Source organism: Nonomuraea sp. NPDC050790 (assembly GCF_044456745.1).
Classification (GTDB): Bacteria; Actinomycetota; Actinomycetes; order Streptosporangiales; family Streptosporangiaceae; genus Nonomuraea.
The window spans coordinates 486,796-511,356 of the sequence record NZ_JBITGF010000003.1; the positions used below are offsets into that span (position 1 = coordinate 486,796).

Here is a 24,561-nt window from a genome sequence, read left to right on the forward strand (position 1 = left end):
AGGTCCTCCAGATCGGGATCAACAGCCAACATCGATCACGATCAGGGGCGACGCCTATACGTAGGTGCCACGTAATGCGAATACGTAGCGGCTCGCTCAGGACCGCTCGGGGACCGGGACGATCTCCGGCGCCCCCAGCCGGATCGCGTCGGCGGCCTGGTCGGAGTCCTGTTCCTGCGACAGGCGTTCGGCCTCGACCCGCTTGGTGTAGTACTCCACCTCGCGCTTGACCTGCTCGTCGTCCCAGCCGAGCGGCCCGGCCAGCAGTTCGGCCGCCTCGTGCGCGACGGCCAGGCCGCGGTGGAAGGTCTCGATCGAGATGTGGGTGCGCCGGGTCAGCACGTCGTTGAGGTGCCTGGCGCCCTCGTGGGTGGCGGCGTAGACGATCTCGGCGCGCAGGTAGTCGTCGGCGCCGTTGAGCGGGGCGCCCAGCGACGGGTCGGCCTCGATCAGGGCCAGGACCTCGTCGATGAGCGAGCCGTACCGCTGGAGCAGGTGCTCAATCCTGGCCACGTGCAGGCCGGACTCGGCGGCCAGGCGCTGGCGGGCGTTCCAGAGCGCCTGGTAGCCCTCGGCGCCCACGAGCGGGATGCGGTCGGTGCACGAGCGCGGCACCCGCTGGTCGAGGCCGTGCGCCACGGCGTCGACGGCGTCCTTGGCCATCACCCGGTAGGTCGTGTACTTGCCGCCGGCGATCATCACCAGCCCCGGCACCGGGTGGGCCACGACGTGCTCGCGCGACAGCTTGGAGGTCTCCTCCGACTCGCCGGACAGCAGCGGGCGCAGCCCCGCGTACACGCCCTCCACGTCGTCGCGCGTCAGCGGCACCGACAGCACCGCGTTGACGTGGTCGAGCAGGTAGTCGATGTCCACGCGGGAGGCGGCCGGGTGCGCCTTGTCGAGCGTCCACTCGGTGTCGGTGGTGCCGAGGATCCAGTGGCGGCCCCACGGGATGACGAAGAGCACCGACTTCTCCGTGCGCAGGATGATCCCGGTGCGCGAGTGGATGCGGTCCCTGGGGACCACCAGGTGGATGCCCTTGGAGGCGCGTACGTGGATCTGGCCGCGCCCGCCGACGAGCTCCTGGATGTCGTCGGTCCAGACGCCGGTGGCGTTGACCACCTGCTGGGCGCGTACGTCCAGCTCCGCGCCGGTCTCCAGGTCGCGTACCCGGACGCCGGTGACGCGCTCGCCCTCGCGCAGGAACCCGACCACCTGCGCGCGCTGGGCCACGTGCGCGCCGTAGGAGGCGGCCGTGCGCAGCAGCGTCATCACGTAGCGGGCGTCGTCGACCTGCGCGTCCCAGTACTGCACGGCGCCGGTGAACGCGGTCTTCTTCAGCGCGGGGGCCAGGCGCAGCGCGCGGCTGCGCGAAAGGTGCCGGTGGCCCGGCACGCCCCTGTTCTGGCCGGAGGCGAGGCCGAGCGTGTCGTACAGCGCCACCCCCGCGCCCACGTAGGGCCGCTCCCACCCGAAGTGCGTCATCGGGAACAGGAACGGCACCGGCCGCACCAGGTGCGGCGCGATCCGCTGCAGCAGCAGCGCCCGTTCCTGCAGCGCCTCCCTGACCAGGTCGAAGTTGAGCTGCTCCAGGTAACGCAGGCCGCCGTGGATCAGCTTCGACGAGCGCGAGGAGGTGCCGGAGGCGAAGTCCCTGGCCTCCACCACGCCGACCCGCAGCCCGCGCGTGACGGCGTCGAGCGCCACGCCCGCGCCCACGACCCCGCCGCCGACCACGACGAGGTCCAGCTCCCGCTCCCCCATGGCCGCAAGCGCCGCCGTCCGGTCATCCGGTCCGAGTGCGCCCTTACCCGACATCTGTCCCCCTGCCGCTCGTCCTGGCCGTCGGCTGTCCCTCTCCGACCCTATTCCCCCACATCGGCTCCTTTACGGCGCCGCCTCGTTTCGTGACCTGGTTCATGCACGCTTGTCGGCCATGACCCCCACCACGCCCTCCCCCGCCGACCCTTCCCCCGCCGAACCCACCTCCGGCGAGCGCTCCTCTGCCGGACCTTCCCCCGCCGAGCCCTCCCCCGGCGAGTCTTCCTCCGGCGAGTCCCACCCCGCCGAGTTCTTCCCCGCCGACGACGGCACTCTGCTGGCCTGCCACGAACTCGGTGACGGCGAGCCCCTCGTCTGCCTGCCCGGCGGACCCATGTCGGCCTCCAGCTACCTGGGTGACCTGGGCGGACTGTCCGGGCAGCGGCGGCTGATCATGCTCGACCTGCGCGGCACCGGCGACTCGGCCGTCCCCGCGGACCCGGCCACCTACCGCTGCGACCGCCTCGTCCCCGACGTCGAGGCCCTGCGCCGCCACCTCGGCATGGAGAGCCTGGACCTGCTCGCGCACTCCGCCGGCGCCAACCTCGCCCTCCTCTACACCGCCCGCCACCCCGAGCGCGTGCGCTCGCTGACACTGGTCACGCCCAGCGTGTTCGCCGTCGGCCTCATGCCATCGGGGTCGCGGCGCCGCGAGTTCGCGATGCTGAGGAAGGACGAGCCGTGGTTCGACGCCGCGTACGCCGCCCTGGTGAACGTCACGGAAGGCCGCGGCGGACCCGACGACTGGGCGGCCATCGCGCCGTTCTCCTGGGGCCGCTGGGACGAGGCCGCCCGCGCCCGCCACGCCGCCGAGGACGCGCTGCGCAACGACGAGGCGGCCCGCCTCTACGGCCAGGACGCCTACGACCCGTCCGCCACGCGGGCCGCGCTGTCCCGCTATGACGGGCCGGTGCGCCTCCTGGCCGGCGAGTACGACATGGGAGCCATGCCCGAGGTCGTCGGCGAACTGACCCAGATGTTCCCGCGCGGCGCCCTGGCCGTCCAGCGCGGCGCCGGACACTTCCCCTGGCTGGACGACCCTCAGGAGTTCCTCCGGATCATGCGGGAGTGGTGAGCACCTTCAGCAGGTGCGTCACCTCGCGGGCCACCGCGTCCCGCCCGGCCTTGAGGTACTTGCGCGAGTCGACCACCTTCTCGTCGCGGGCCAGGTAGTCGCGGACCGCGCCGGTGAACGCCTTGTTGAGGTGGGTGGCTATGTTGATCTTCTTCATGCCCTGCCGTACCGCCGCGCTCAGGGTCTCGTCGGGCACGCCCGACGAGCCGTGCAGCACCAGCGGGACCGGCACCGCCGCGTGCAGTTCGGCGATCAGGCCAAGGTCCAGGACGGCGTCCTTGGTGGTCATGGCGTGCGAGCTGCCGACCGCGACCGCCAGGGCGTCCACGCCGGTGCGGGCCACGTAGTCGACGGCCTCGTGCGGCTTGGTGCGCGCGCCGGGGGCGTGCACGCCGTCCTTCCCGCCGACCTCGCCCAGCTCCGCCTCGACCCAGACACCCCTCTCATGGCAGTACGCCGCCACCTCGGCCGTGACCCGGACGTTCTCCTCGTCGGGCAGGGCCGAGGCGTCGAACATCACCGACCCGATCCCCAGCGCCACCGCCTCCTCCACCAGGTCACGGCGCGTGGCGTGATCCAGGTGCACGGCCACCGGCACCGCCGCCGCCTCGGCCACGGCCATCGAGGCACGGGCGATGGGGGCGAGGGCGCCGTGGTAGCGGACGCAGTTCTCGCTGATCTGCAGAACCACCGGCAGGCCGAGAGCCTCGGCGCCGGCCACGATGGCGGTGGCGTGCTCCAGTTGGATCACGTTGAACGCGCCGACGCCGGCGGGGGAACTGGCGATGATGTCACCGATTCCGGCGAGGGGCATGACGGGCTCCTTCAGATCATGGTGTCCCGGCACGGAACCGGGACGTTGCTTGGGTCGTGCCACGGCCGGAGCCGCCTCTCTGATGACCGGCCACAGGGCTTGTGTCCGGTCACCGGGCGAGCCGGTCGTGTGGGTCGGGCGGTCTGGTCGCCCTGCCGGGCCTGATCAGGCCGATCGGCCGTCCGCCCACGCGGATCGAGCGGTCACCCTGGTCGGCAGGTCGGGCAGGTCGGGCGGTTGGGGTGGGTGGGGTGGGTGGGTGGGGTGGGTGAGTGGGGTGGGTTAGGAGATGTGGATTTTGGGGTGGATGTCGGTGTAGATGTGGTGGTCGAAGTCGCCTGCCACCGGGGCGGCGACCGCGGCGGCGCCCAGGGCGGCGGCTCTGCGCAGCCGGTCCGGCCACTGCACCGCCTCCACCAGCCCCAGCGCCAGCCCGGCCACGAGCGCGTCGCCGGCGCCCGTCGGGTTCCCCGCCACCGTGTACGGCATGCGGGCCCGGAAGGAGCCATCAGGCGTGACGGCCAGCAGGCCGTCCTTGCCCATGGACACCACCACCGACTCGGCCCCCCGGTCACGCAGAGCCTGGGCGCCCTGGGCCGGAGTACCGCCGGGAACCGCCCTGGCCAGCTCCTCATGGTTGGGCTTGACGATCGCGGGCCGCCCGGTCGGGGCATGGCGCAGCGGCTCACCGTCGGCGTCGACGATGGCGGGCACCCCGTGGCGGGCCGCCACCTGGGCCAGCGTGGCGTAGAAGTCGGCCGGAACGCCCCTGGGCAGGCTCCCCGAGATCACGACCGCATCGGCCGCCTTGACCCGCGTCTCGAACGTCGCCACGAAACTTCGCAGCTCTCCGGAGGTCACCTCGGGCCCGGGCTCGTTGAACAGCGCCGTCCGGCCGTCGTCGGGCACCGCCGTACCCGGAAACGCGCCCGCCGGAAGGGCAGCGGCGGGCGGCGGGGTGGTGGAGATGACCAGGGTTGTGCGGGACTCGCCCGCGATGGGGGTGAAGGCGTGCGCGAGGCCCGCCGCATCCAGGTCGGACAGCACCGCCTGGCCGGTGGGGCCGCCCGCGAAGCCGACGGCCAGCACGTCGTGCCCCAGGGCGGCCAGCACGCGCGCCACGTTCACGCCCTTGCCACCCGCCCGCCGGTGAACCGCCGAGACGCGGTTGACGCCGTCCCAGTCCACGGCCCCGACCCGGTAGGTGGTGTCCAGGGCGGCGTTGAGGGTGACAGTGACGATCATCAGGGCTCCGTGGTCCAGATTCCGCGCCGCATCACGCCCTCCACCTCCAGGTCGGAGGAGAGCACCACCAGGTCGGCGAACTTGCCCGCGGCGATCGTGCCGATCCGGTCGGACAGGCCGAGCACGCGCGCCGGGGTGGCCGAGGTCACGCTCACGGCCTCGGGCAACGTCAGCCCGGCCACCTGCACCGCCCGCCGGAAGGCGACGTCCATGGTGAGCGTGCTGCCCGCGATCGAACCGCCCTCGACCAGCCGGGCCACGCCGCCGACCACGTTGGCCTCCATGCTGCCGAGGTTGTAGACGCCGTCGGACAGGCCGGTGGCCAGCATCGCGTCGGTGATGAACGCGGTGCGACCGGGCCCGGCAACGTCGAAGGCGAGTTTGATCATCGCCGGATGCACGTGCACCCCGTCGTTGATCAGCTCGACGGTCACCCGCTCGTCCTCCAGCAGCGCGGCGATCGGCCCGGGGGCGCGGTGGCCCAGCGCGGGCATCGCGTTGTACAGGTGGGTGGCGACGCTGCCGCCCGCCTCGATCCCGGCCTGCGTCTGCTCGAACGTCGCGTCGCTGTGCCCGATGGCGGCGATCACGCCGGAGCCGACGGCCTCGCGGATGGTGTCGAGCGCGCCGGGCAGTTCGGCGGCGATCGTCACCATGCGCACGTGTCCGCGCCCGGCCTTGACCAGTCCGGCGAACTCCTCCGGCGACGGGTCGCGCAGCGCGGTCGGGTCGTGCGCGCCGCAGCGGTCCTTGGAGATGTAGGGGCCCTCGAAATGGAGCCCGGCCAGCAGCCCGTCCTCGCACAGGTCGGCCAGCGCGGCGGCCGCGGCGGCCAGACCGGCCACCGGCGCGCTGACCAGGCTCGCGACCATGGTCGTGGTCCCGTGCTTCTCGTGCAGGGCGATCGCGTCGCGAGCGGTCTCCTGGTCACCGGCCGGGAAGGAGCCGCCGGCGCCGCCGTGGTTGTGGATGTCCACGAACCCGGGCACGACGTGGCGTCCGCCCAGGCTGTGGCCGTCACGGGGCGCCGGGCCCTGCCCGACGTGCGTGATCCGGCCGTCCTCGATGGTCAGCCATCCGTCGTGAACCCCCTCGGGGCTCACGATGCGGGCGTCGGAGAGCGTGACGGATGCAGTGATGCTCATGAAGAAAGGATCACAGATCGCGTGAGGTGCAGGGGCTCGTCCGGGTTGAGACCGCGGGCGAAGGCGCGCGCGACGGCCACGCGCTGGGCGCGGACCAGTTCGGCCATCGGGTCGAGCGCCGACTCGAAGAACGCGCCGCCGGTGGCCTCGACCTGCTCGCGCAGCCCTTCGGGGGCGGTGCCGAGCATCCAGGTGACCCGGCCGGGCCCGGCGATGCTGATCGGGCCGTGCCGGTACTCCATGGCGGGGTACGCCTCCGTCCACGACCGGGACGCCTCGCGCATCTTCAGCGCCGCCTCCTGGGCCAGGCCCACCGACCAGCCGGCGCCGAGGAAGCTGAACTGCTCGGCCTCGACGAGTTGCTCGGGCAGCGGCGCGGCGAGCGCCTCCTCCACGTCGGCGACGGCCTTGGTGAGGTCCTCGCCGAGGCTCGCGCGGAGCATGGCGAGCTGGGTGGTGGCGAAGCGGGTCTGCACGACGGACTTCTCGTCGGCGTAGTCGAGCACGACCACCTGCTCGGCGGCGCTCATGATCGGGGTGTTCGGGTCGGCGGTAATCGCCGTGGTCCTGGTGTCGCCGAGCTTGCCGAGCAGTTCGAGCACCTCGGTGGTGGTGCCCGAGCGGGTGAGGGCGAGCACGCGGTCGTAGCGGCGTCCGGTGGGCGCCTCGGAGGCGGCGAACGCGTCCGTCTCGCCCAGTCCGGCCCGCTCGCGCAGCGTGGCGTAGGCCATGGCGATGAACCAGGAGGTCCCGCAGCCGACGACGGCGACACGCTCGCCCGGTCGCGGGAGCGCGTCGACGGGCACGTTCTCGACGGCACGGCGCCAGCAGTCGGGCTGAGAGGCGATCTCTGCCTCGGTGTGGGTGGTCACCTGTTACCTCCGGCGGGGATGATTGTTTCTGCGTTTTTTATACCAGAATGGAGCATGAAACTGCACTGTTCGCTCTGACCTCCTGGGTTGTGCCACGCTTGCTTCCAACGGATCTCCGAGGAGGCAAATCGTGTCCAGGTATGACAGATGGAACGCGATTCTTGAGCTGCTCGCCCAGGAGGGCCGCCTCTCCGTAGAGGAAGCTGCCCAGGCGCTCGACGTCTCCACCGCCACGATCCGCCGCGACTTCGACCAGCTCGCCCAGCAGCAGATGCTGATGCGCACGCGGGGTGGCGCCGTGGCCCAGAGCGTCAGCTACGACCTGCCGCTGCGCTACAAGACCGCCCGGCACGCCGACGAGAAACACCGCATCGCCGCGGCCGCCGCCGAACTCGTGAACCCCGGAGCCGTCATCGGACTCAACGGCGGCACCACCACCTCGGAACTGGCCAGGACGCTGGCCACGCGGTCGACCTTGGAGTCGGGATTCACCATCGTCACCAACGCCCTGAACATCGCCTCAGAGCTGACCGTCCGCCAGCACGTCAAGATCGTGGTGACCGGCGGAGTGGCCCGCCAGCAGTCCTACGAGCTCATCGGCCCGCTGGCCGGGGGCGTGCTTGAGCAGGTCACCCTGGACGCCGCGTTCCTAGGCGTGGACGCGCTCGACGTCGAACTCGGCGCCTCCGCCCACCACGAGGGCGAGGCCAGCGTCAACCACCTGCTGGTCAGCCGCGCGGCCCAGGTGGTGGTGGTCGCCGACTCCTCCAAGATCGGCAAGCGCGCCTTCGCCCGCATCTGCCCCCTCAACGAGATCGACACCCTGGTCACCGACGAGCAACTCTCCGACGCCCTGTTCGACCAGATCTCCGAATCCGGCGTCAAGGTCATCCGCGCCTAGCTCCGCGCCTGCCGCCGTCCCGCTTCCCCTCGCCGTCACACCCTTTCCGTTACGGCTCCGCCACCCCCACCCCACCCGCCGTTGCGCGCGGGCGCCGATCGTGGGGGTCGCTTCTCACGTCGGACAAACGCGCCACCGCAACGGCCCACCCAGACCCCCTGGACCGGAAACCCCTCCCGAGACCCGATTCCAGCACCACACCCGCTCGCCCCAGGCCCCGCGACACCTCCTTGCCCAGGTCCCGAGACCCCCGACCCGGTTTCCGAGCACCCGCGCGTCAGCCCGTCACCGTGTCCTTGAGCCGGTCATGGGCCTCGGCCCAATCGGCCGGGGCGGGAGCCGTCCAGTACTCGAACGTCGAGGCCGCCATCGCCTCCCGGTAGGCCCGCACGATCCCCCGATGCGGCTGGGCCGCGGCGAACGCGCCCAGCGCCTCGCGGTCCGTCCACGCCGACAACGTCCAGAACGTCCTCTTGAGCGGCGCCGCCTTCAACGTGGCCCCCACCGCCCCCGCACTACGCCGGGCCTGCAGCAGGATCCGCATCGCCTGAACCAGGAACCCGGGCACCTGGGCCAGGCTCTTCAGCTCGAACCGGGAAGCCATCACGTACACGTCGGCCGCGTGGCCGGCGGCGGGCCCCGGGACCCAGGGAGTCGTCATCGCCATGTCGCACCTCATCTCGTCTCTGATTAGATAGTAGCACTATCCAATCTAGAACGGGGTGCGGCGTCAACGGCCGATGAGGCGCTCCACGAGCACGTCGACCAGTTCGTGCGCCTCCTGGTCGGAGAAGAGGTCGGGCAGCGTCAGCCGTTCCATGATCAGCCAGTTGAGCGCGAGCATCAGCGTCACCACCGTGGTGGAGTCGCCGGGCAGGCCGGAGGCGGTGTGGTTGGCGATGTTCTGATCCACGTCGGCACGGATGCGCTTGGTGACCACCTCACGCAGTTCGGGGCGGCGCGTGGACTCCAGGCGCAGTTCGAGCAGCGCCAGGAAGCCGGTGTTGAAGGCGGTGACCCGGTCGACCAGTTCGTGCATGAGCCGGGCGAAGTGGGCCTGGTCCTGGCCGCCCTCGTCGAGCCTGGCCATCGTCTCCTCGTCGGGCAGCAGCCGTTCATAGATGCGCCCGCCCGCCTGGGTCAGCAGGTCGTCGCGGCTGGTGAAGTAGTTGGACGCGGTCCCCGTCGGCACCCCGGCCGCCGCGTCCACCGCACGGAACGTCAGCCCGCGCGCCCCCTCCGTGGCCAGCACCTCGATCGCCGCGTCGACCAACGCCTGCCGCCGCTCCGGATTTTTCCTCACTTGACACCACTCCACTTGTAGTACTACGTTGAGACCACTTCAAGCAGAGTACTACATACGGAGTTTAAAAATGCGAAAGCTTGTCTACTACGTCGGCGTCTCCATCGACGGCTACATCGCCGGCCCCGGCAACCAGTGGGACTTCTACCCGCTCTCCGACCAGATGTCGGCCTGGATCAACGCCCGCTACCCCGAGACCCTCCCCACCCACGTACGCTCCCACGTCGGCCTCGAAGGCACGCCCAACCAGCGCTTCGACACCCTCGTCATGGGCCGCGGCACCTACGACCCCGCCCTGGAGATCAATGTCACCAGCCCGTACGCCCACCTGCGCCAGTACGTCGTCTCGACCACCCTGGGAAAGATCGACGACCCCACGGTCGACCTGGTCACCGAGGACCCCGCCGGGCTGGTCAGGCGCCTCAAGACCGAGGACACCGGGATGGACGTCTGGCTGGCCGGCGGCGGCAAGCTGGCCGCCAGCGTGCTCCCGGAGATCGACGAGCTGATCATCAAGAGCTACCCGGTCGTGGCCGGCGACGGCGTCCCGGCCTTCTCCGGCGGCTTCAACCCGACCCTGTTCACGCCCACCCACCGCGAGACCTTCGACAACGGAGCCCAGGTCACCTGGTACACCCGTGGCTAGCCGTACAAGAAAAAGGGACCCGCGCCCCAAGGGGAGCGGGTCCTTTCCGTCGCGAACCTCACCCAACGGTGGCGGTCCTGTTTGCCGCGGACGTCAGCCCGAGACGATCTCGGACGTCAGCCCCGAGGGGGCGGGTTTCTCTGATCGCGGACGTCAGCCCGAGACGATCGCGGAGGTCAGCGCTGCACCGGCGCGACCACGACCTCCACGCGCTGGAACTCCTTGATGTCGGAGTAGCCGGTGGAGGCCATCGTGCGCTTCAGCGCGCCCATGAGGTTCATCGAGCCGTCGGCCACGCTGGAGGGGCCGTGGAGGATCTGCTCCAGCGTGCCCACCGTGCCGAACTCCACCCGGCGCCCGCGCGGCAGGTCGGGGTGGTGCGCCTCCGAGCCCCAGTGGAACCCGTGGCCCGGCGCCTCGGCGGCCCTGGCCAGCGGCGAACCGACCATCACCGCGTCGGCGCCGCACGCGATCGCCTTGGCGATGTCGCCGGAGGTGCCCATGCCGCCGTCGGCGATGACGTGGACGTAGCGGCCGCCGGACTCGTCCATGTAGTCGCGGCGGGCGGCGGCCACGTCGGAGATGGCCGTGGCCATCGGCACCGCCACGCCCAGCACGTTGCGGGTGGTGTGGGAGGCGCCGCCGCCGAAACCGACCAGCACGCCGGCCGCGCCGGTGCGCATGAGGTGCAGCGCCGCGGTGTGGGTGGCGCAGCCGCCGACGATCACCGGGACGTCGAGCTCGTAGATGAACTGCTTGAGGTTGAGCGGCTCCGCCTTGCCCGAGACGTGCTCGGCCGAGACGGTGGTGCCACGGATGACGAAGATGTCGACACCCGCGTCGATGACCGCCTTGTGGTACTGCACGGTGCGCTGCGGCGACAGGCGCACGGCGGCGGTGACGCCGGAGGCGCGGATCTCCTCGATGCGCCGGCCGATCAGCTCTTCCTTGATCGGGGCCGCGTAGATCTCCTGCAGCCGCTTGGTGGCCGCCGCCGCGTCGAGCGTGGCGCACTCCTCAAGCAGGGGCGACGGGTCCTCGTAACGCGTCCAGAGCCCTTCGAGGTCGAGCGGCGCCAGGCCGCCGAGGCGGCCGATCTCGATCGCGGTCGCCGGCGAGACGACGCTGTCCATGGGCGCGACCACGACAGGCAGCTCGAACCGGTAAGCGTCGATCTGCCAGGCGATCGAGACCTCTTCCGGGTCACGGGTACGCCGCGAGGGCACGAGGCCGATCTCGTCGAGCGCGTACGCCCGGCGGCCCGTCTTGCCCCGGCCGATCTCCACCTGAGTCATGTTTTACCTTCTGTGGTAGTTGGGAGCCTCAACGGTCATCTGGATGTCGTGCGGGTGGCTCTCCTTGAGGCCCGCCGCGGTGATCGGCATGAGCTCGCAGTCGGAGTGCATCTGCGCGATCGTGCGGCATCCTGAGTACCACATACCCTGGCGCAAACCGCCCACGAGCTGGTGGGCCACCGCCGAGACCGGGCCGCGGTAGGGCACCTGGCCCTCGATGCCCTCGGGGATGTACTTGTCCTCGCCGCCGACGTCCGCCTGCGCGTAGCGGTCCTTGCTGAAGGACGTGCCACCGCGCTCGCGGTTGCGCACCGCGCCGAGCGAGCCCATGCCCCGGTAGGACTTGAACTGCTTGCCGTTGATGAAGATCAGCTCACCGGGGGACTCCTCACACCCGGCGAGCAACGAGCCCAGCATGACCGTGTCCGCGCCGGCCGCGATGGCCTTGGCGATGTCTCCCGAGTACTGCAGGCCGCCGTCGCCGATCACCGGCACCCCCGCGGGCCCGCAGGCCAGCGACGCCTGGTGGATGGCGGTGACCTGCGGCGCGCCCACGCCGGCCACGACCCGGGTGGTGCAGATCGAGCCGGGGCCCACGCCCACCTTGACGGCGTCCGCGCCCGCGTCGACGAGCATCTGCGCGCCCGCCTTGGTGGCGATGTTGCCACCGATCACGTCGACCTTGCTGTTGGCCTTGACCGAGGCGATCATGTCGGCCAGGCCCTTGGAGTGTCCGTGGGCCACGTCCACCACGACGACGTCGACCCCGGCCTCGATCAGCGCCTTGGCCCGCAGCTCCGCGTCGGGACCCACGCCCACCGCCGCGCCCACGACCAGGCGGCCGCCGGCGTCCTTGGTGGCCAGCGGGTACTGCTCGCTCTTGGTGAAGTCCTTGACCGTGATGAGGCCGCGCAGCCGTCCGTCGGAGTCGATCAGCGGCAGCTTCTCGATCTTGTTGCTGCGCAGCAGGGAGAACGCGTCGTCACGCGAGACGCCCACCGGTGCCGTCACCAGCGGCATCGGCGTCATGACCTCGCGCACCGGGCGGCTGTGGTCGGTCTCGAAGCGCATGTCGCGGTTGGTGACGATGCCGACGAGGATGCCGTCGCGGTCGGTGACGGGCACGCCCGAGATCCGGTACGTCGCGCACAGCTTCTCGACCTCGGCCAGCGTGTCGTCGGGAGTGCAGGTGACCGGATTCGTCACCATCCCCGCCTCCGACCGCTTGACCAGGTCGACCTGCTGGGCCTGCTCCTCGATCGAGAGGTTGCGGTGCAGGATGCCGATGCCGCCCTGGCGGGCCATGGCCACCGCCATGCGCGCCTCGGTCACCGTGTCCATGGCCGCCGAGACCAGCGGGATGGCGAGCGTGATGTTGCGCGACAGGCGCGAGACGGTCTCCGCCTCGCCCGGTTGGAGGTCCGAATACCCCGGCACGAGCAGCACGTCATCGAAGGTCAAACCCGTTTGGGTGAATTTGGACATGCTGCGGCCCCCTCCTGCCGATGCGCTGATGCGACAAGTTTAGGGCCTGGCTGCAAACGGCATGGCGCGGGTCCGCGAGATGGGACGAGATCGGTGGGACGAGACCCGGTGCGGCGAGACCCAGGGGAGGACGAGACCTGGGGGAGGACGAGACCTGGGGAGACGAGACCCGGGGGGGACGAGAATGCGCCGGGGGGACGATGACCCCCACGGACCGCCGTCTCCCCGGCGCCCCCGGAGTGGCACAAAAGTGCCGGAGGAACCGGCCGGTCGGTGATCCGTCCGGTTCCTCCGGCCACCGGCACCTGGTCGGGCGCGCTCAGCGCCACCGAACCCCCCTCCGCGTCCTGATGGCCGCGTCGCCCGACCCTTGATGCCGACGCTGGGTTAAGCCTGCGTTACTCATGGGCACACCGCAATGTGAAAACGTGCAATTGCACGAAGTTGCACCCCCGTCGAAAGAGTCGGAGCAACACCCGGACAGAGGTCCGATGCCGGGTTATCCTCGCCGCACGCCGTGTCCCCCCTACGGAGCCCCCCACATGCGTAACGAGCCCGCCACCGCGTTCGACCCACTCGAGACGCTGGGCCTCGACCCGGCACAGACAGCGCTGTACACCGCGGTCCTTCGCCTGCACCGCGCCACGCTGGCCGAGCTGGCCGAGGCCATGGACGGCCCGGCCGACAAGGTCGGCAGGCAGCTTGCGGACCTCGTCAGACTGGGCGTGGTGGACGAGCAGTCCGGCGAGTACCTGGCCAGGCACCCCGCCGCCGCGCTCGGCCGGCTGATCGCCGAGCGGCTGGACCGGCTGGCCGAGGAGAGCCGGCGCATCGACACCGCGCTCGGCTCGATCCGCGGCCTCATCCGCGACTACGACGCCGGCCGCCACTACCAGAGCGGCCCGTTCCCGGTCGAACCGGTCAGCGGGGCCGACGTGCTCTACGAGAGCGTGGTCGGCATGGCCGTACAGGCTCCTCCGCTGGAGTTGCTGATCGCCATCCCCGACGAACGCACCATGACCGACTTCGTACGCAAGTTCGCCGACCCCTGGATCGACGCCCAAAGCCGCCGCCTGCTCAGCATGCGCGCCGTCATCCCGGTCGCCACGCTGGCGCTGCCGGGCGTACGCGACCAGCTCACGCGCCTGCTGGAGTCCGGCGGGAGGGTCCGCACGCTGGACCGGGTGCCGAGCTGGTTCATGACCGCCGGGCCCGAGGCGGCGGGCCTGCCCGCGCTGTGGGGCGGCAGCCTGCCCGACCACGCCTACAACTTCTACCTCGTCCGCGCGCCCATCGTGGTCGGCGTCCTGCGGTCGCTGTTCGAGGAGCTGTGGAACCGCTCCGTGCCTCTGCCGTGGGGGCGGCGGGGCGACGGCGTGGTCCAGGTGCTGCGGCTGGCGGCGCAGGGGATGTGCGACGACTCGATCGCCCGCCAGCTCGGCGTCTCGGTCCGCACCGTCCGCGCCCGCTTCGCCGACGCGATGGCGGAGCTGGGGGCACAGTCCCGCTTCCACGCCGGCGTCGAAGCCTCCCGCCGCGGCTGGCTCGGCTAACCCCCATCCGGTACGCCCGCCCCGCACCCCACCTCCAACCCGCCCCAACCCGCCCCCGGAACCCAGCGCCCAACCCACACCCCCCGCCCAGTGGCCCTGCTCCCCCGATCTCCCCCTGCCCTTGCCCTGCCGATTTCCCCTGCCAGTCCCCCTGGCAGCCCTTGCCTCCGCCCATGGATCCCCACCGCTGGCCACGCCCGGCAGACCCCTTGACGCCCGCGCGGGCGACGCCGCTGGCTCCGGGTCCGCCCGTGACCTGGCCGCTGGCTCCGGGCCCGCCCGTGACCAGGCCCCCGAGCACAGTTCCCCCAGCGGCACGCCCAGAGCCGCGCACCAGCGCGTGGCACCGGCGGCGCGCCCAGAGCAGCGCTCGGCCGAGTCCGGCCCACACCCCGAGGGCAGCCTTGGCGGCCAGTTGGGCAGTGCTTTGGGAGGAGTTTTCCGGTATTTCGGGAGGCGGGGCCCGGGTGGAAACCGGCACAAGGGGTCGGTGCGGTGCTTATTAGTGCCCAGGCTGCGTTAGGTCACTATGGTGGAAAGGTGCTGGAAGACGTCCCCCGCGACCCGTTCGCGGACGATCCGAACGATCCTTCCTCGGCCATGGGCGAGTTCGACGACCCGGAGCCGCTGACCGCGGCTGAGCGCGACGAGGCCATCACCGACCTGGCCGACGTGGAAGTCTTCCGTTCCCTGCTGGAGCCGCAGGGCGTACTGGGACTTGTCCTGGATTGCCCAGAATGCGGCGAACAGCACTTCTTCGACTGGGACCTGCTCCGCGGCAACCTCCGCCAGATGATCGACAAGGGCCGCCCGCAGGTCCACGAACCCGCCTTCCACCCCGACCCCGCCGACTACGTGACGTGGGAGTACGCCAGAGGCTACGTGGATGGCGTCATGGACACGGAAGAGCGCCGCTGATCGTCGACGTCATGCCGCAACGCCGCCAGCAGCCGTAGCGCCGGGTCGGTCGCGTCAGGCTGATGCCCAAGCGCCAAGGCGTCCAGAAACGCGTCCGTCTGCTCCTCGGCCGTCAACCCGGCAAGCCCCTCAACCCCGGAACCCTCCCCCGCAACCCCATCCGAGACCGCGGGAGAGAAACCGTCAGAGCCACCAGCCAACAGCCCGGACGAACCAACAGACCGCAGCTCAAACGAACCGCTGAACGACAGCCCGGACGAACCAACAGACGGCGGCTCAAACGAACCGCTGGACGTCAGCCCGGGCGGGCCGTGGGGCGATGGGTCGGTTGAGCCTGGGGGCGTTCGGTCGCCGTGTGCGGCCGGGCCCTCCGTGTGTTCCTCCGGCGTCAAGCCGACTCCAGCTCGGCCATCTGCCGCAACCTCGCCAGCGCCCGATGCTGGGCGACGCGGACCGCTCCTGGTGACATGCCCAGTACATTACCGGTCTCTTCGGCCGACAGTCCTGACACCACCCGGAGCAGGAGGAGTTCGCGCTGGTTGGCGGGCAGCCGCGCCAGCAGCCGCCGCGCGTGCTCGACCTCGATGTAGCGGACCACGGTCTCCTCCGGTCCGGGCCCTTCGTCGGGCCCGTCGGGAAGATCCTGCGTGGGTACGGCGCAGCGCACCGAACTCCGCAAGGCGTCGGCCACCTTGTGCGAGGCGATGCCGAAGACGAAGGAGGCGAAGGGCCGGCCCATGTCCCGGTAGCGCGGCAGCGCGGACAGCACCGCGATGCACACCTCCTGGGCCACGTCATCCGCAATGTGATATTGCCCGGAAACCCGGCCCAGCCGGGCGCGGCAATAGCGCACCACCATCGGCCGCAACTCGCCGAGCAGGGATTCGATCGCAGAACGATCGCCCGCAACGGCGAGGCTCGTCAGTTCTCTTAGGTCGGAGTCATCCGTCCGTGCCGGAAGTCTCGACGCGAGCCTTACCCCAATTTTGGCGTCGGCGACGCTTCCCTCGCTCACGTTAGGCATGATGCCCGCCCTGGTCCGGCCTGTCGTCATGGCGAACGGCTACGGATTGGTCACATTGAAGAGACGATAACTACCCGTAATCAACCGACCACACTAAGCCTTTATATGGAGTCGGAATATTTCACCCGATTCCCCGAAAAGCACGGAAATTGTCATGGCCGCCAGACGCTTTACTCCATAGGTTGGTTTACCGCAATAACCCAACTTTCCACATCTGGACATCCTCCGGCCGCCACCCCTACGCATAAGATCGCCCACCGGACCTCACGCGCTACATCCGCCTCATGACCACAAGAACCCACCTACCACCCCAAACCACCCAGCCGGGCACGATACGCGCGTAACGGCGCCCAGCCCCGCGTCACCGGAGGAGCGTCTCCCTGGACGGGGCCCGGCCATGTGCGGCGGGTGGGGGTGGGGCGGCTGTGCCGTAGGGGAAGGGGCGTCAGAACGCCCTGGAGCCCCGCCAGGGGCGCCCCCCGCACAGACCCCGGCCCCCGGCAACCGACCTTCAGCCGGCGAGCCCCCACGACCACCAGAGCGACACCACGGAAGCGGCCTCAGCCAAGAGCGACCGCACACAGAAACGGGCCCCAGCCCAACAGCGGGCCCCGAGCGGGCGAGCGGGAGCGCAGCAGGTGGACGGGGGCCGGAGAACGCAGCACGGCCCGCACCGGGCGGTGCGGGCCGTGCTGGGGTTGAGGAACGCGGGTCAGTGGCCGTGGCCGTGACCGTGGCCGTGACCGCCTGCGGCGGGGGCCTCCTCCTCGGGCTTCTCGACCACAAGGGCCTCCGTCGTGAGCAGCATGCCCGCGATCGACGCGGCATTCTGCACAGCGGAACGGGTGACCTTGACCGGGTCGATGACGCCCTGGTCGATCAGGTTGCCGTACTCGCCGGTCGCGGCGTTGAGGCCGTGGCCGACGGGCAGTTCGGCCACCTTGTGGGTGACGACGTAGCCCTCGAGGCCGGCGTTCTCGGCGATCCAGCGGGCCGGCTCGACCAGCGCGCGGCGGACGACGCCCACGCCAGTGGCCTCGTCACCGGTGAGGCCGAGGTCGTCCAGCTCCTTGCCGACGTGGATCAGCGCGGTGCCGCCGCCGGAGACGATGCCCTCCTCGATCGCGGCGCGCGTCGCGGAGATCGCGTCCTCGAGACGGTGCTTCTTCTCCTTGAGCTCGACCTCGGTGGCGGCGCCGACACGCAGCACGCACACACCGCCGGCCAGCTTGGCCAGGCGCTCCTGCAGCTTCTCGCGGTCCCAGTCGGAGTCGGACTGCTCGATGGCGAGCTTGATCTCCTTGACCCGGTCCTCGATCGCCTGCGCGTCGCCGGCGCCGTCCACGATGGTGGTGGCGTCCTTGGTGACGACGATACGGCGGGCCGTGCCGAGCACCTCGAGACCGACGTGCTCCAGCTTGAGGCCGACCTCCTCGGCGACGACCTGTCCGCCGGTCAGGATGGCCATGTCCTGCAGCATCGCCTTGCGGCGGTCACCGAAGCCCGGGGCCTTGACGGCCACGGAGGTGAAGGTGCCGCGGATCTTGTTGGTGACCAGGACGGCCAGGGCCTCGCCCTCGACGTCCTCGGCCACCACGAACAGCGGCTTCTTGGTCTGGGCGACCTTCTCCAGCAGCGGCAGGAAGTCCGCGATGGAGGCGATCTTGCTCTGGGTGAGCAGCACGTAGGCGTCCTCCAGGACGGCCTCCATGCGCTCGGGGTCGGTCACCATGTACTGCGACAGGTAGCCCTTGTCGAACTGCATGCCCTCGGTGAACTCGAGCTCCATGCCCATGGCGTTGGACTCTTCGACCGTGAGGACGCCGTCCTTGCCCACCTTGTCGAACGCCTCGGCGATGAGCTCGCCGATCTTGGCGTCCTGGGCGGAGATCGTCGCGACGTTGGCGATCTCCTTCTTGTCGCCGACCTCGCGGGCGCTGGCGATCAGCTTGTCGCTGATGGCCTTGGCGGCCTTGTCGATCCCGCGCTTGAGCGACAGCGGGGAGGCGCCGGCGGCGACGTTGCGCAGACCCTCGCGGACCATGGCCTGGGCCAGGACGGTCGCGGTGGTGGTGCCGTCACCCGCGATGTCGTTGGTCTTGGTGGCCACTTCCTTGGCGAGCTGGGCGCCGAGGTTCTCGTAACGCTCTTCCAGCTCGATCTCGCGGGCGATGGTCACGCCGTCGTTCGTGATCGTCGGAGCACCGAACTTCTTGTCGATGACGACGTTTCGGCCACGCGGGCCGAGGGTTACCTTCACGGCGTCCGCGAGGGCGTTGACGCCGCGCTCAAGAGCGCGCCGCGCGTCCTCGTCGAACTCCAGGATCTTCGCCATTTGGTTGAAAGTCCTCTCCTAGCGTCGAAAGCCCCGGTCGCCTCTGCTGAGAGCTGCGCCCGGGGCCCGACACGTACCGGCTTACTTCTCGATGATCGCGAGAACGTCGCGGGCGGAGAGCACGAGGTACTCCTCGCCGCCGTACTTGACCTCGGTGCCGCCGTACTTGCTGTAGAGGACGATGTCGCCCTCGGCAACGTCGAGCGGAATCCGCTTGTCGCCGTCCTCGTCCCAGTTGCCCGGGCCCACCGCGAGGACCTTGCCCTCCTGCGGCTTCTCCTTGGCGGTGTCTGGGATGACCAGGCCGGAAGCGGTGGTCTGCTCGGCCTCAAGCGGCTGGACCACGATGCGGTCGCCGAGCGGCTTAACGGGAACCTTAGTGGCGGTCGTCACGATCGGACCTCCCCTTCAGATTTGAATGATCTAGAAGAGGCGACCAGCGGGGCCTGCCGTCGCGGGTGGTAGACCTGCCTCGTCGCACGTTGGCACTCTCAAGGGGAGAGTGCCAACAGGAAACATATGCAAGAGGGGCTTGACAGTCAACACGAACCGGCTCAGCGCGTGTAAGAGCCTTCCAGCAGCTCGGAGACGATGCCGGGCCTGCTGGGGGCCCATCCGAGCGCCGCACGGGTTCGCGCAGAGCTGACACGCTGGCTGAGCGCGAGCGCTTCGGCGAACGGCAGGCCCAGGACCTGCGCCGCCTCCGCCACCGGCCAAATCCGCACGCCACCCCCCTCACCCGCACCCGCCTCACCCGCACCCGCCTCACCCGCACCGAGCGAACCCGCACCCGCCGAACCCGCACCCCCCGAACCCGCGCCCAGCGAACCCGCGCCCACCGACCGCGCCGCGGCCGAGGCCACCACCGCCAGCGGCACGTGCTCCTCGGCGACCGCGTGGTAGACGGCACCCGGCCGCCCCTTCTCCACGGCCGTCGCGATCAGCTCGGCCACGTCGTCCACGTGCACGAACGCCGCTCCCTCCCCGCCCGCACCCACGTGCACCCCGTTCCCGCGCTCGGCCGCCCATGCGCGCAGCATCACCGGGATCCCCCCGCCGCGCCCGTGCACCAGTCCGGGGCGCACCACCACGCCGCCCGCGCCGAGGACCAGATCCTCCACCTTGGGCCGGTACCCCACGATCGGGATCGGGTCGGTCGCGCTCTCCTCGTGCCCGTCCTCGGTCGCGCCGAGGACCCACACGCCGCTCACGTACACGACCGGCCTACCCGCGCCGGCCAGCGCCCCGATCACCTGGAGGTCGGTCGCCTCGTCGCCGGTGAGCTGCGCCGCGTGCACGACCGCGTCGATGTCCGGCGTCACGGCCGCGGTGATCGAGTCCGCGTCGGACAGGTCGCCGTGCCTCTCCTCCTGTACGGCAGGCAGCCGCCTGCCCCCGTCGGCGGACGGCCGTACCAGGGCCACGACCTCGTGCCCGCGCCCGGCGAGCTCCTCGACGAGCGCGCCCCCGACGTACCCCGTCGCACCCAGCACCAGAATCCGCATCGCTCTTCCACCCCAAACACTTCGACATCAAAGCTTCCGAGGACGGACAGTAGCCGCACGTTCCGAACATTTCAACCTCGAAATTTTTGATAGTGTGCGAACCATGCAGGACGCTGTGGACGCGATCACGATGCAGTGGGCCGCCGCCCGCCCCGACGTGGACGTGAGCCCGCTGGGCGTGGCTGGCCGCCTGTCACGGGCCGTACGCCTGCTGGAGCGGAGCACCAAGGAGTTCTTCGCCGAGCACGGGCTGGAGCCGTGGGAGTTCGACATGCTCGCCACGCTGCTGCGCGACCCCGAGCACACCATGTGCATGAAGGACCTGGCCGCCACCGCCCTGGTCAGCCCCGGCGCCCTGACCAACCGCATGGACCGCCTGGTGGAACGCGGCCTGGTGCGGCGCTGGCCACTGGAGAGCAACCGCCGCATGGTGCTGGTCGCCCTGACCGAGCAGGGCGAACGCCTGGCCGCCGACCTCCTCACCCTCCACGTCGCCCACGAGGCCGACCTCCTGTCCGCCCTGTCCCCCACCGACCAGGAGGCACTGACGGAGACCCTCCGCAAACTCCTGGTCTCCCTGGGCGACACACCGTTCCGGATGGGAGAACATCTCCCCTAGAGGGATGCGCAGCAGAATGTGGTTCGATGACCACAAACGGCGACGACACCGACGTTACGGTGAGGATGTGACCGCCACGAGAGACGTGCTCGCGAACTGGCCCTACCCGCCGGCCGGTGGCTGGACGTCCGACGATCTCGATCTCCTGCCCCAGGACGGGCCCAACGGGGAGCTGGACCTCTTCAAGCGCGTCGAAGTCATCGACGGAGCCCTCATCCTCAGGTCCCCCCAGCGTCGCTTCGACGAAAGCGTCATCTCGAACCTGTGCTCCGTTCTTGACGCACAGGTACCCGAATCCCTGGCTGTGGCCACACACATGGACATCAAGATCGGCAAGCGGCAGCGCCCCTGCCCCGACGTCCTGGTGATCGACGCCGCGGCCGACGACCACAACGCCACCTCCTACCCCCCGGAGGCGGTCCACCTCGTCGTCGAGGTGGTCTCCTCCGAGTCCGAGTACCGGGACCGGAAGGTCAAGCCCCGGATCTACGCCGGCGCCGGCATCAAGCACTTCTGGCTGGTCGAGGAAGAAGAAGGCAAGCCAGTCATCCACACCTACCTGCTCGACGAGGTCACGCACTTCTACCGCGCCGACGCCACCCACCACGGCAGGCTGAGCGCCAAGTCCCCGTTTCCCGTCGAGGTCGACTTCGCCGCGCTCCTGAGCTGAGCACGTGCACTAACGTCGTATGACGTGGACCTGGACGCCTTTCGAGAACTGCTGACGCCGCGTGGCCAGAAGGCCCTGGACGAGGCGGTCGAGCTGGGCGGGGGCGATCCGGTCAAGGCGACCACGCGGCTCAGGAAGACCTACGACGGCGCGCTCACCTCGGCCGCGCTCACCCAGGCCGGGCTCAGGGAGCGGGCCGTGGCGAAGTTCGGGGACGACGCCAGGCTCATGTACTTCACGCCCCACGGCCTGGAGCAGTCCACGCGGGCCGAGGTGGCGGCGCATCGGGCGCGGCGGCTGAGCGCGATGACGCGGGGGCCGGTCCGGGTCGTGGACGTCTGTTGCGGGATCGGCGGTGACGCCCTCGCGCTCGCCCTGGCCGGGCATCGGGTGGACGCGCTGGAGCTCGATCCGCTGACCGCCGCCGTGGCGCGGGCCAACGCGGAGGCGCTGGGCGTCGGGGATCGGGTACGCGTGCGGGTGGGGGACGCGGCGGAGGCGCCGGTCGAGGAGTACGAGGCGTTGTTCGCCGATCCGGCCCGGCGTACCGCGAGGGGGAGGACGTTCGATCCGCAGTCCTACTCGCCGCCCTGGCCGGTGGTCATGGATCTGGTGGGGCGGGCGCGGTGGTCGTGCCTGAAGGTGGCGCCGGGGATTCCGTACGAGTACATACCGGAGGCGGCCGAGGCGGAGTGGGTCTCGTACAAGGGAGAGGTCAAGGAGGCGGCGCTCTGGACGCCGGGGCGCGAGGGGCGGCGGGCGACGCTGCTGCCGGGCGGGCAGACGCTGACGCCCACGGGGGTTCAGGCGGAGGTGGGCGAGCTCGGGCGCTACGTCTACGAGCCCGACGGGGCGGCGATCCGGGCCCATCTGGTGGGCGAGGTGGCCGAGATGGTGGGCGGGCGGCTGCCGGATCCAATGATCGCCTACATCACCGGCGACGAGCCCGTGGACACGCCCTGGGCGGCCAGGTACGAGGTGGACGAGGCGCTGCCGTTCTCGCTGAAGCGGCTGCGGGCGGCACTCCGAGCCCGCGAAATAGGAAATGTCACCATCAAGAAGCGCGGCTCCGCCGTGGACATCGAACGGTTGCGGCGAGACCTGAGACTTTCCGGTGACAAGTCCGGAGTAATCATCCTCACCCGGATTATGAACCAACCTTTTGTGCTCATCTGCCTGGGGCTCCCACCTGCATAAATGACAAAACAGGATCTTTTCCAGTCACCCCGACGGACCTTGATCCAAAGGCTAAGGTGGACGCGCGGGAGTTCTCCCCCCTTTAGCGGATTACCGCGTTCTCCTTCAGTCATTGCAAACCGGACCTATCCCACCGCTGCGCGGCACTCCGTCGGCGAGTGAAGGAGCTTTCGGTGGATTATTCCAACCACACCACCCTCTTGCAGGCAGACGGCCAGTCCGCCGTGTCCGACAGGATGCGGGAACTACTCGCGCGCGCCGCCCAGGACCACGTCTACGAGCAGCGCACCCAGGGGGCCGTCCTCGACGAGATCCGCCAGCGCCTCGAAGGCATGGAGTGGCTGCTGCGCGAGGTACGCGAGCGCGAGCTGGGCGGCCTCAGCGGCACGCTGGAGTCCGTGAGCGGCCGCCTCGACGATATCTCCGCCAAGCCGCCGATCTGGGCCGAGGGGCTCGCCCAGCACGTGGAGGCGGTACGCGACCACGTCGACGCCGTCGGCGAGCAGATCGGCAACGTCGACGCCAGGGTCGAGAACGTCAGCCAGCGCGTCAGCCCCGTCATCGAGCTGCCCAGCCTGTGGGCCGACGTCGGCACGGTCGGCGAGAGCGTCGAGGAAGCGCTCAAGCGGCTGCAGACGGTGCTCGACGGCACCGAGGGCATCGCCAAGCGGCTGGGCGACTTCGCCGGCAAGCTCGGGCAGCTCAACTCCAGCATGGAGGCCGCGGCCAGCCGCTTCACCAGGCTCGACAAGTCCATCGGCGAGCTCACCGCGCGTACCGAACGGATCGAGGGCGGCATGGCCGACCTGACCGAGCGCGTCGGCGAGGAGCTCAAGAGCACCGTCGAGCAGGTCGGCGCGCGGGTCGAGGCGGCGGAGGAGCGCCTGTCCGGCCGCCTCGACGGCCTCGACAGCAGGGTCGACCGGGTCGACGGCCGCCTGATCGCCGTGGACGGCAGGCTCACCAGCGTCGACGGCCGCATCGAGACCGCCGACGAGTGCCTGGCCGACATCGACACCAGGCTCGACGGCCTCGACAGCACGCTCGGCCGCTTCGACAACCGCCTCGGCGGCCTCGACAAGCACGTCACCGACCTCGGCAGGAACGTCGGCGACCTCGGCACCCAGACGGCCAAGCGCATCGGCGACCTCGACGCCCATGTGGGCAAGCGCATCGGTGACCTCGGGGCCCAGACGGGTCAGCGCATCAGCGAGCTCGACGGCAGGGTCGAGACCCGCTTCGAGGCGCTCGACGGCAGGGTCGCCGTGGTCGACGAGTGGCTGGCCGCCGCCGACCAGTTCCGCTCCGACGCCGCCACGCGCAACGAGGGCCGCTTCAACAAGCTCGACAACGCCCTCGAATCCCTGGACGAGCGCCTCGGCGAGGTCGAGGAGCACGTGGTCAGCCGCTTCGACGGCGTGGACACCCAGCTCACCCGCGGCACCGAGCAGTTGGAGGGCGTCGACGACCGGGTCGAGGCGGTCAACCAGCGCGTCGGCCAGTTGCCCGCGACGCTGGCGATCGCCGAGCGGGTGGGCGAGCTGCTCGACGCGCAGACGAGCGAGCAGACCAAGCGCTTCGACTGCATCGACGAACGCCTGGCCGCCGCCTCGGCCGAGCTCGCGGCCACGATCGAGGCCCGCCCGGACCGCGACGAGCTGACGCAGTCCGTCACCGACGCCTCCACCGACCTCACCAAGCGCCTCGGCGCGCTGGAGGAGACCATGCTGGCCCTCGCCGAGGCGCTGCTGCGTCCGACGCGCGCCAAGGACTGAAGCGTTACGGCGAAGCCACCCTCCCCGCCCCGCCGTCATCCCCGACCGCCCGTCGAGCGATGGTCGTGAGGGCCAACGGGGTGCTCGCCGTGACAACTCCGCCCTTGACCGGGTGCCGTTGAGCCTGGTCCCGTGCGATCGCGCCGGCCGCCGTCCGGCGCGATCGCATGATTCTCCCCCGCGATCTCGTCACTACCGGTAATATGTTCATCACGCACTATCCCTTGACCGGGCCGTGGGGGGGGGGGGGGGGGGGGGGGGGGGGGGGGGCCCGCCCCCCCCCCCCCCGGCGCCCCCCGGGGGGGGCCCCCCCCCCCCCGGGGCGGGGGGGCGCACCGAGCCCAAACCCCCGCCCCCCCAGCC

22 protein-coding genes are annotated in these 24,561 nt (G+C 70.6%); 9 read left to right on the forward strand and 13 right to left on the reverse strand.

Annotated features, from left to right (window positions below; all coding sequences use genetic code 11):
- Nucleotides 1–96: 96 nt before the first annotated feature.
- Complete coding sequence (locus tag ACIBEJ_RS17065) at nucleotides 97–1,818, reverse strand: glycerol-3-phosphate dehydrogenase/oxidase (protein ID WP_397183681.1); 1,722 nt, start codon at nucleotides 1,816–1,818, stop codon at nucleotides 97–99.
- 118 nt (nucleotides 1,819–1,936) lie between these two features.
- On the opposite strand from ACIBEJ_RS17065, the gene ACIBEJ_RS17070 reads away from it, so the two are divergent.
- The gene (locus ACIBEJ_RS17070; protein WP_397183682.1) at nucleotides 1,937–2,896 is read left to right on the forward strand and encodes an alpha/beta fold hydrolase; all 960 of its coding nucleotides are present in this window, start codon (nucleotides 1,937–1,939) and stop codon (nucleotides 2,894–2,896) included.
- Here the strand turns inward: ACIBEJ_RS17070 and ACIBEJ_RS17075 are convergent.
- The 4 genes from ACIBEJ_RS17075 to ACIBEJ_RS17090 form a co-directional block, all read right to left on the reverse strand.
- Nucleotides 2,880–3,710, reverse strand: coding sequence for a ketose-bisphosphate aldolase (locus ACIBEJ_RS17075; protein ID WP_397183683.1), 831 nt, complete (start codon nucleotides 3,708–3,710; stop codon nucleotides 2,880–2,882). The genes ACIBEJ_RS17070 and ACIBEJ_RS17075 overlap by 17 nt on opposite strands.
- A gap of 282 nt (nucleotides 3,711–3,992) precedes the next feature.
- Complete coding sequence (locus ACIBEJ_RS17080; RefSeq protein ID WP_397183684.1) at nucleotides 3,993–4,955, reverse strand: 1-phosphofructokinase family hexose kinase; 963 nt, start codon at nucleotides 4,953–4,955, stop codon at nucleotides 3,993–3,995.
- Nucleotides 4,955–6,100, reverse strand: a complete 1,146-nt coding sequence (nagA, locus tag ACIBEJ_RS17085; protein WP_397183685.1) for an N-acetylglucosamine-6-phosphate deacetylase — start codon at nucleotides 6,098–6,100, stop codon at nucleotides 4,955–4,957. The genes ACIBEJ_RS17080 and nagA overlap by 1 nt, the downstream gene beginning before the upstream one ends.
- Nucleotides 6,097–6,972, reverse strand: a complete 876-nt coding sequence (locus tag ACIBEJ_RS17090) for an SIS domain-containing protein (protein WP_397183686.1) — start codon at nucleotides 6,970–6,972, stop codon at nucleotides 6,097–6,099. Before ACIBEJ_RS17090 ends, nagA begins: the two co-directional genes overlap by 4 nt.
- Nucleotides 6,973–7,102: 130 nt before the next feature.
- Here ACIBEJ_RS17090 and ACIBEJ_RS17095 point away from each other — a divergent pair, with 130 nt between their 5' ends.
- A complete protein-coding gene (locus ACIBEJ_RS17095) occupies nucleotides 7,103–7,873 on the forward strand; it encodes a DeoR/GlpR family DNA-binding transcription regulator (protein ID WP_397183687.1) in 771 nt (256 codons plus the stop codon).
- Nucleotides 7,874–8,150: 277 nt separating this feature from the next.
- On the opposite strand, the gene ACIBEJ_RS17100 is transcribed toward ACIBEJ_RS17095, so the two are convergent.
- Entirely contained in the window at nucleotides 8,151–8,534 is a 384-nt protein-coding gene (locus ACIBEJ_RS17100; RefSeq protein WP_397183688.1) for a hypothetical protein, read from the reverse strand.
- A 69-nt stretch (nucleotides 8,535–8,603) separates the two neighbouring features.
- Nucleotides 8,604–9,176: a TetR/AcrR family transcriptional regulator gene (locus ACIBEJ_RS17105; protein ID WP_397183689.1), complete on the reverse strand. Its 573-nt coding sequence runs from the start codon at nucleotides 9,174–9,176 to the stop codon at nucleotides 8,604–8,606.
- 70 nt (nucleotides 9,177–9,246) lie between these two features.
- Between ACIBEJ_RS17105 and ACIBEJ_RS17110 the strand changes: the two genes are divergently transcribed.
- A complete protein-coding gene (locus ACIBEJ_RS17110) occupies nucleotides 9,247–9,822 on the forward strand; it encodes a dihydrofolate reductase family protein (RefSeq protein WP_397183690.1) in 576 nt (191 codons plus the stop codon).
- A gap of 176 nt (nucleotides 9,823–9,998) precedes the next feature.
- Here the strand turns inward: ACIBEJ_RS17110 and ACIBEJ_RS17115 are convergent, their stop codons facing one another.
- Nucleotides 9,999–11,117 (reverse strand): GuaB3 family IMP dehydrogenase-related protein, encoded by a 1,119-nt coding sequence (locus ACIBEJ_RS17115; protein ID WP_397183691.1) that lies wholly within the window; start codon nucleotides 11,115–11,117, stop codon nucleotides 9,999–10,001.
- Between the two features lie 3 nt (nucleotides 11,118–11,120).
- A complete protein-coding gene (gene guaB, locus ACIBEJ_RS17120) occupies nucleotides 11,121–12,602 on the reverse strand; it encodes an IMP dehydrogenase (protein ID WP_397183692.1) in 1,482 nt (493 codons plus the stop codon).
- Between the two features lie 542 nt (nucleotides 12,603–13,144).
- Here guaB and ACIBEJ_RS17125 point away from each other — a divergent pair.
- Together ACIBEJ_RS17125 and ACIBEJ_RS17130 are read left to right on the forward strand one after the other, a co-directional pair.
- On the forward strand, nucleotides 13,145–14,155 hold the full coding sequence (locus tag ACIBEJ_RS17125) for a LuxR C-terminal-related transcriptional regulator (protein ID WP_397183693.1): 1,011 nt from the start codon (nucleotides 13,145–13,147) through the stop codon (nucleotides 14,153–14,155).
- 540 nt (nucleotides 14,156–14,695) lie between these two features.
- Nucleotides 14,696–15,073 carry a DUF5319 domain-containing protein gene (locus ACIBEJ_RS17130; RefSeq protein ID WP_397183694.1) on the forward strand — a complete coding sequence of 126 codons (378 nt, stop codon included), beginning with the start codon at nucleotides 14,696–14,698 and terminating at the stop codon, nucleotides 15,071–15,073.
- Between the two features lie 388 nt (nucleotides 15,074–15,461).
- Here ACIBEJ_RS17130 and ACIBEJ_RS17135 read toward each other — a convergent pair whose 3' ends face one another.
- The 4 genes from ACIBEJ_RS17135 to ACIBEJ_RS17150 all read right to left on the reverse strand — a co-directional run bounded on the left by ACIBEJ_RS17135 (nucleotide 15,462) and on the right by ACIBEJ_RS17150 (nucleotide 19,937).
- Nucleotides 15,462–16,097 carry a sigma-70 family RNA polymerase sigma factor gene (locus tag ACIBEJ_RS17135; RefSeq protein ID WP_397183695.1) on the reverse strand — a complete coding sequence of 212 codons (636 nt, stop codon included), beginning with the start codon at nucleotides 16,095–16,097 and terminating at the stop codon, nucleotides 15,462–15,464.
- 712 nt (nucleotides 16,098–16,809) lie between these two features.
- The gene (groL, locus tag ACIBEJ_RS17140) at nucleotides 16,810–18,432 is read right to left on the reverse strand and encodes a chaperonin GroEL (protein WP_397183696.1); all 1,623 of its coding nucleotides are present in this window, start codon (nucleotides 18,430–18,432) and stop codon (nucleotides 16,810–16,812) included.
- A gap of 81 nt (nucleotides 18,433–18,513) precedes the next feature.
- A complete protein-coding gene (groES, locus tag ACIBEJ_RS17145; RefSeq protein WP_214633886.1) occupies nucleotides 18,514–18,828 on the reverse strand; it encodes a co-chaperone GroES in 315 nt (104 codons plus the stop codon).
- Nucleotides 18,829–18,986: 158 nt separating this feature from the next.
- A complete protein-coding gene (locus ACIBEJ_RS17150; protein WP_397183697.1) occupies nucleotides 18,987–19,937 on the reverse strand; it encodes an NAD-dependent epimerase/dehydratase family protein in 951 nt (316 codons plus the stop codon).
- Between the two features lie 103 nt (nucleotides 19,938–20,040).
- On the opposite strand from ACIBEJ_RS17150, the gene ACIBEJ_RS17155 reads away from it, so the two are divergent.
- The 4 genes from ACIBEJ_RS17155 (at nucleotide 20,041) to ACIBEJ_RS17170 (ending at nucleotide 24,198) form a co-directional block, all read left to right on the forward strand.
- A complete protein-coding gene (locus ACIBEJ_RS17155; protein WP_397183698.1) occupies nucleotides 20,041–20,556 on the forward strand; it encodes a MarR family winged helix-turn-helix transcriptional regulator in 516 nt (171 codons plus the stop codon).
- Nucleotides 20,557–20,623: 67 nt separating this feature from the next.
- On the forward strand, nucleotides 20,624–21,226 hold the full coding sequence (locus ACIBEJ_RS17160) for a Uma2 family endonuclease (RefSeq protein ID WP_397183699.1): 603 nt from the start codon (nucleotides 20,624–20,626) through the stop codon (nucleotides 21,224–21,226).
- Between the two features lie 24 nt (nucleotides 21,227–21,250).
- On the forward strand, nucleotides 21,251–22,423 hold the full coding sequence (locus ACIBEJ_RS17165; protein ID WP_397183700.1) for a methyltransferase domain-containing protein: 1,173 nt from the start codon (nucleotides 21,251–21,253) through the stop codon (nucleotides 22,421–22,423).
- A gap of 173 nt (nucleotides 22,424–22,596) precedes the next feature.
- Entirely contained in the window at nucleotides 22,597–24,198 is a 1,602-nt protein-coding gene (locus ACIBEJ_RS17170; RefSeq protein WP_397183701.1) for a hypothetical protein, read from the forward strand.
- The last annotated feature ends 363 nt before the right edge of the window (nucleotides 24,199–24,561 follow it).

Bases quoted from the DNA above. Each gene is read 5' to 3' on its own strand.
- ACIBEJ_RS17065 (WP_397183681.1), bottom strand. From the start codon at position 1,818: ATGTCGGGTAAGGGCGCACTCGGACCGGATGACCGGACGGCGGCGCTT.
- ACIBEJ_RS17070 (WP_397183682.1), top strand. From the start codon at position 1,937: ATGACCCCCACCACGCCCTCCCCCGCCGACCCTTCCCCCGCCGAACCC.
- ACIBEJ_RS17075 (WP_397183683.1), bottom strand. From the start codon at position 3,710: ATGCCCCTCGCCGGAATCGGTGACATCATCGCCAGTTCCCCCGCCGGC.
- ACIBEJ_RS17080 (WP_397183684.1), bottom strand. From the start codon at position 4,955: ATGATCGTCACTGTCACCCTCAACGCCGCCCTGGACACCACCTACCGG.
- nagA (WP_397183685.1), bottom strand. From the start codon at position 6,100: ATGAGCATCACTGCATCCGTCACGCTCTCCGACGCCCGCATCGTGAGC.
- ACIBEJ_RS17100 (WP_397183688.1), bottom strand. From the start codon at position 8,534: ATGACGACTCCCTGGGTCCCGGGGCCCGCCGCCGGCCACGCGGCCGAC.
- ACIBEJ_RS17110 (WP_397183690.1), top strand. From the start codon at position 9,247: ATGCGAAAGCTTGTCTACTACGTCGGCGTCTCCATCGACGGCTACATC.
- ACIBEJ_RS17115 (WP_397183691.1), bottom strand. From the start codon at position 11,117: ATGACTCAGGTGGAGATCGGCCGGGGCAAGACGGGCCGCCGGGCGTAC.
- guaB (WP_397183692.1), bottom strand. From the start codon at position 12,602: ATGTCCAAATTCACCCAAACGGGTTTGACCTTCGATGACGTGCTGCTC.
- ACIBEJ_RS17125 (WP_397183693.1), top strand. From the start codon at position 13,145: ATGCGTAACGAGCCCGCCACCGCGTTCGACCCACTCGAGACGCTGGGC.
- ACIBEJ_RS17135 (WP_397183695.1), bottom strand. From the start codon at position 16,097: ATGCCTAACGTGAGCGAGGGAAGCGTCGCCGACGCCAAAATTGGGGTA.
- groL (WP_397183696.1), bottom strand. From the start codon at position 18,432: ATGGCGAAGATCCTGGAGTTCGACGAGGACGCGCGGCGCGCTCTTGAG.
- ACIBEJ_RS17150 (WP_397183697.1), bottom strand. From the start codon at position 19,937: ATGCGGATTCTGGTGCTGGGTGCGACGGGGTACGTCGGGGGCGCGCTC.
- ACIBEJ_RS17155 (WP_397183698.1), top strand. From the start codon at position 20,041: ATGCAGGACGCTGTGGACGCGATCACGATGCAGTGGGCCGCCGCCCGC.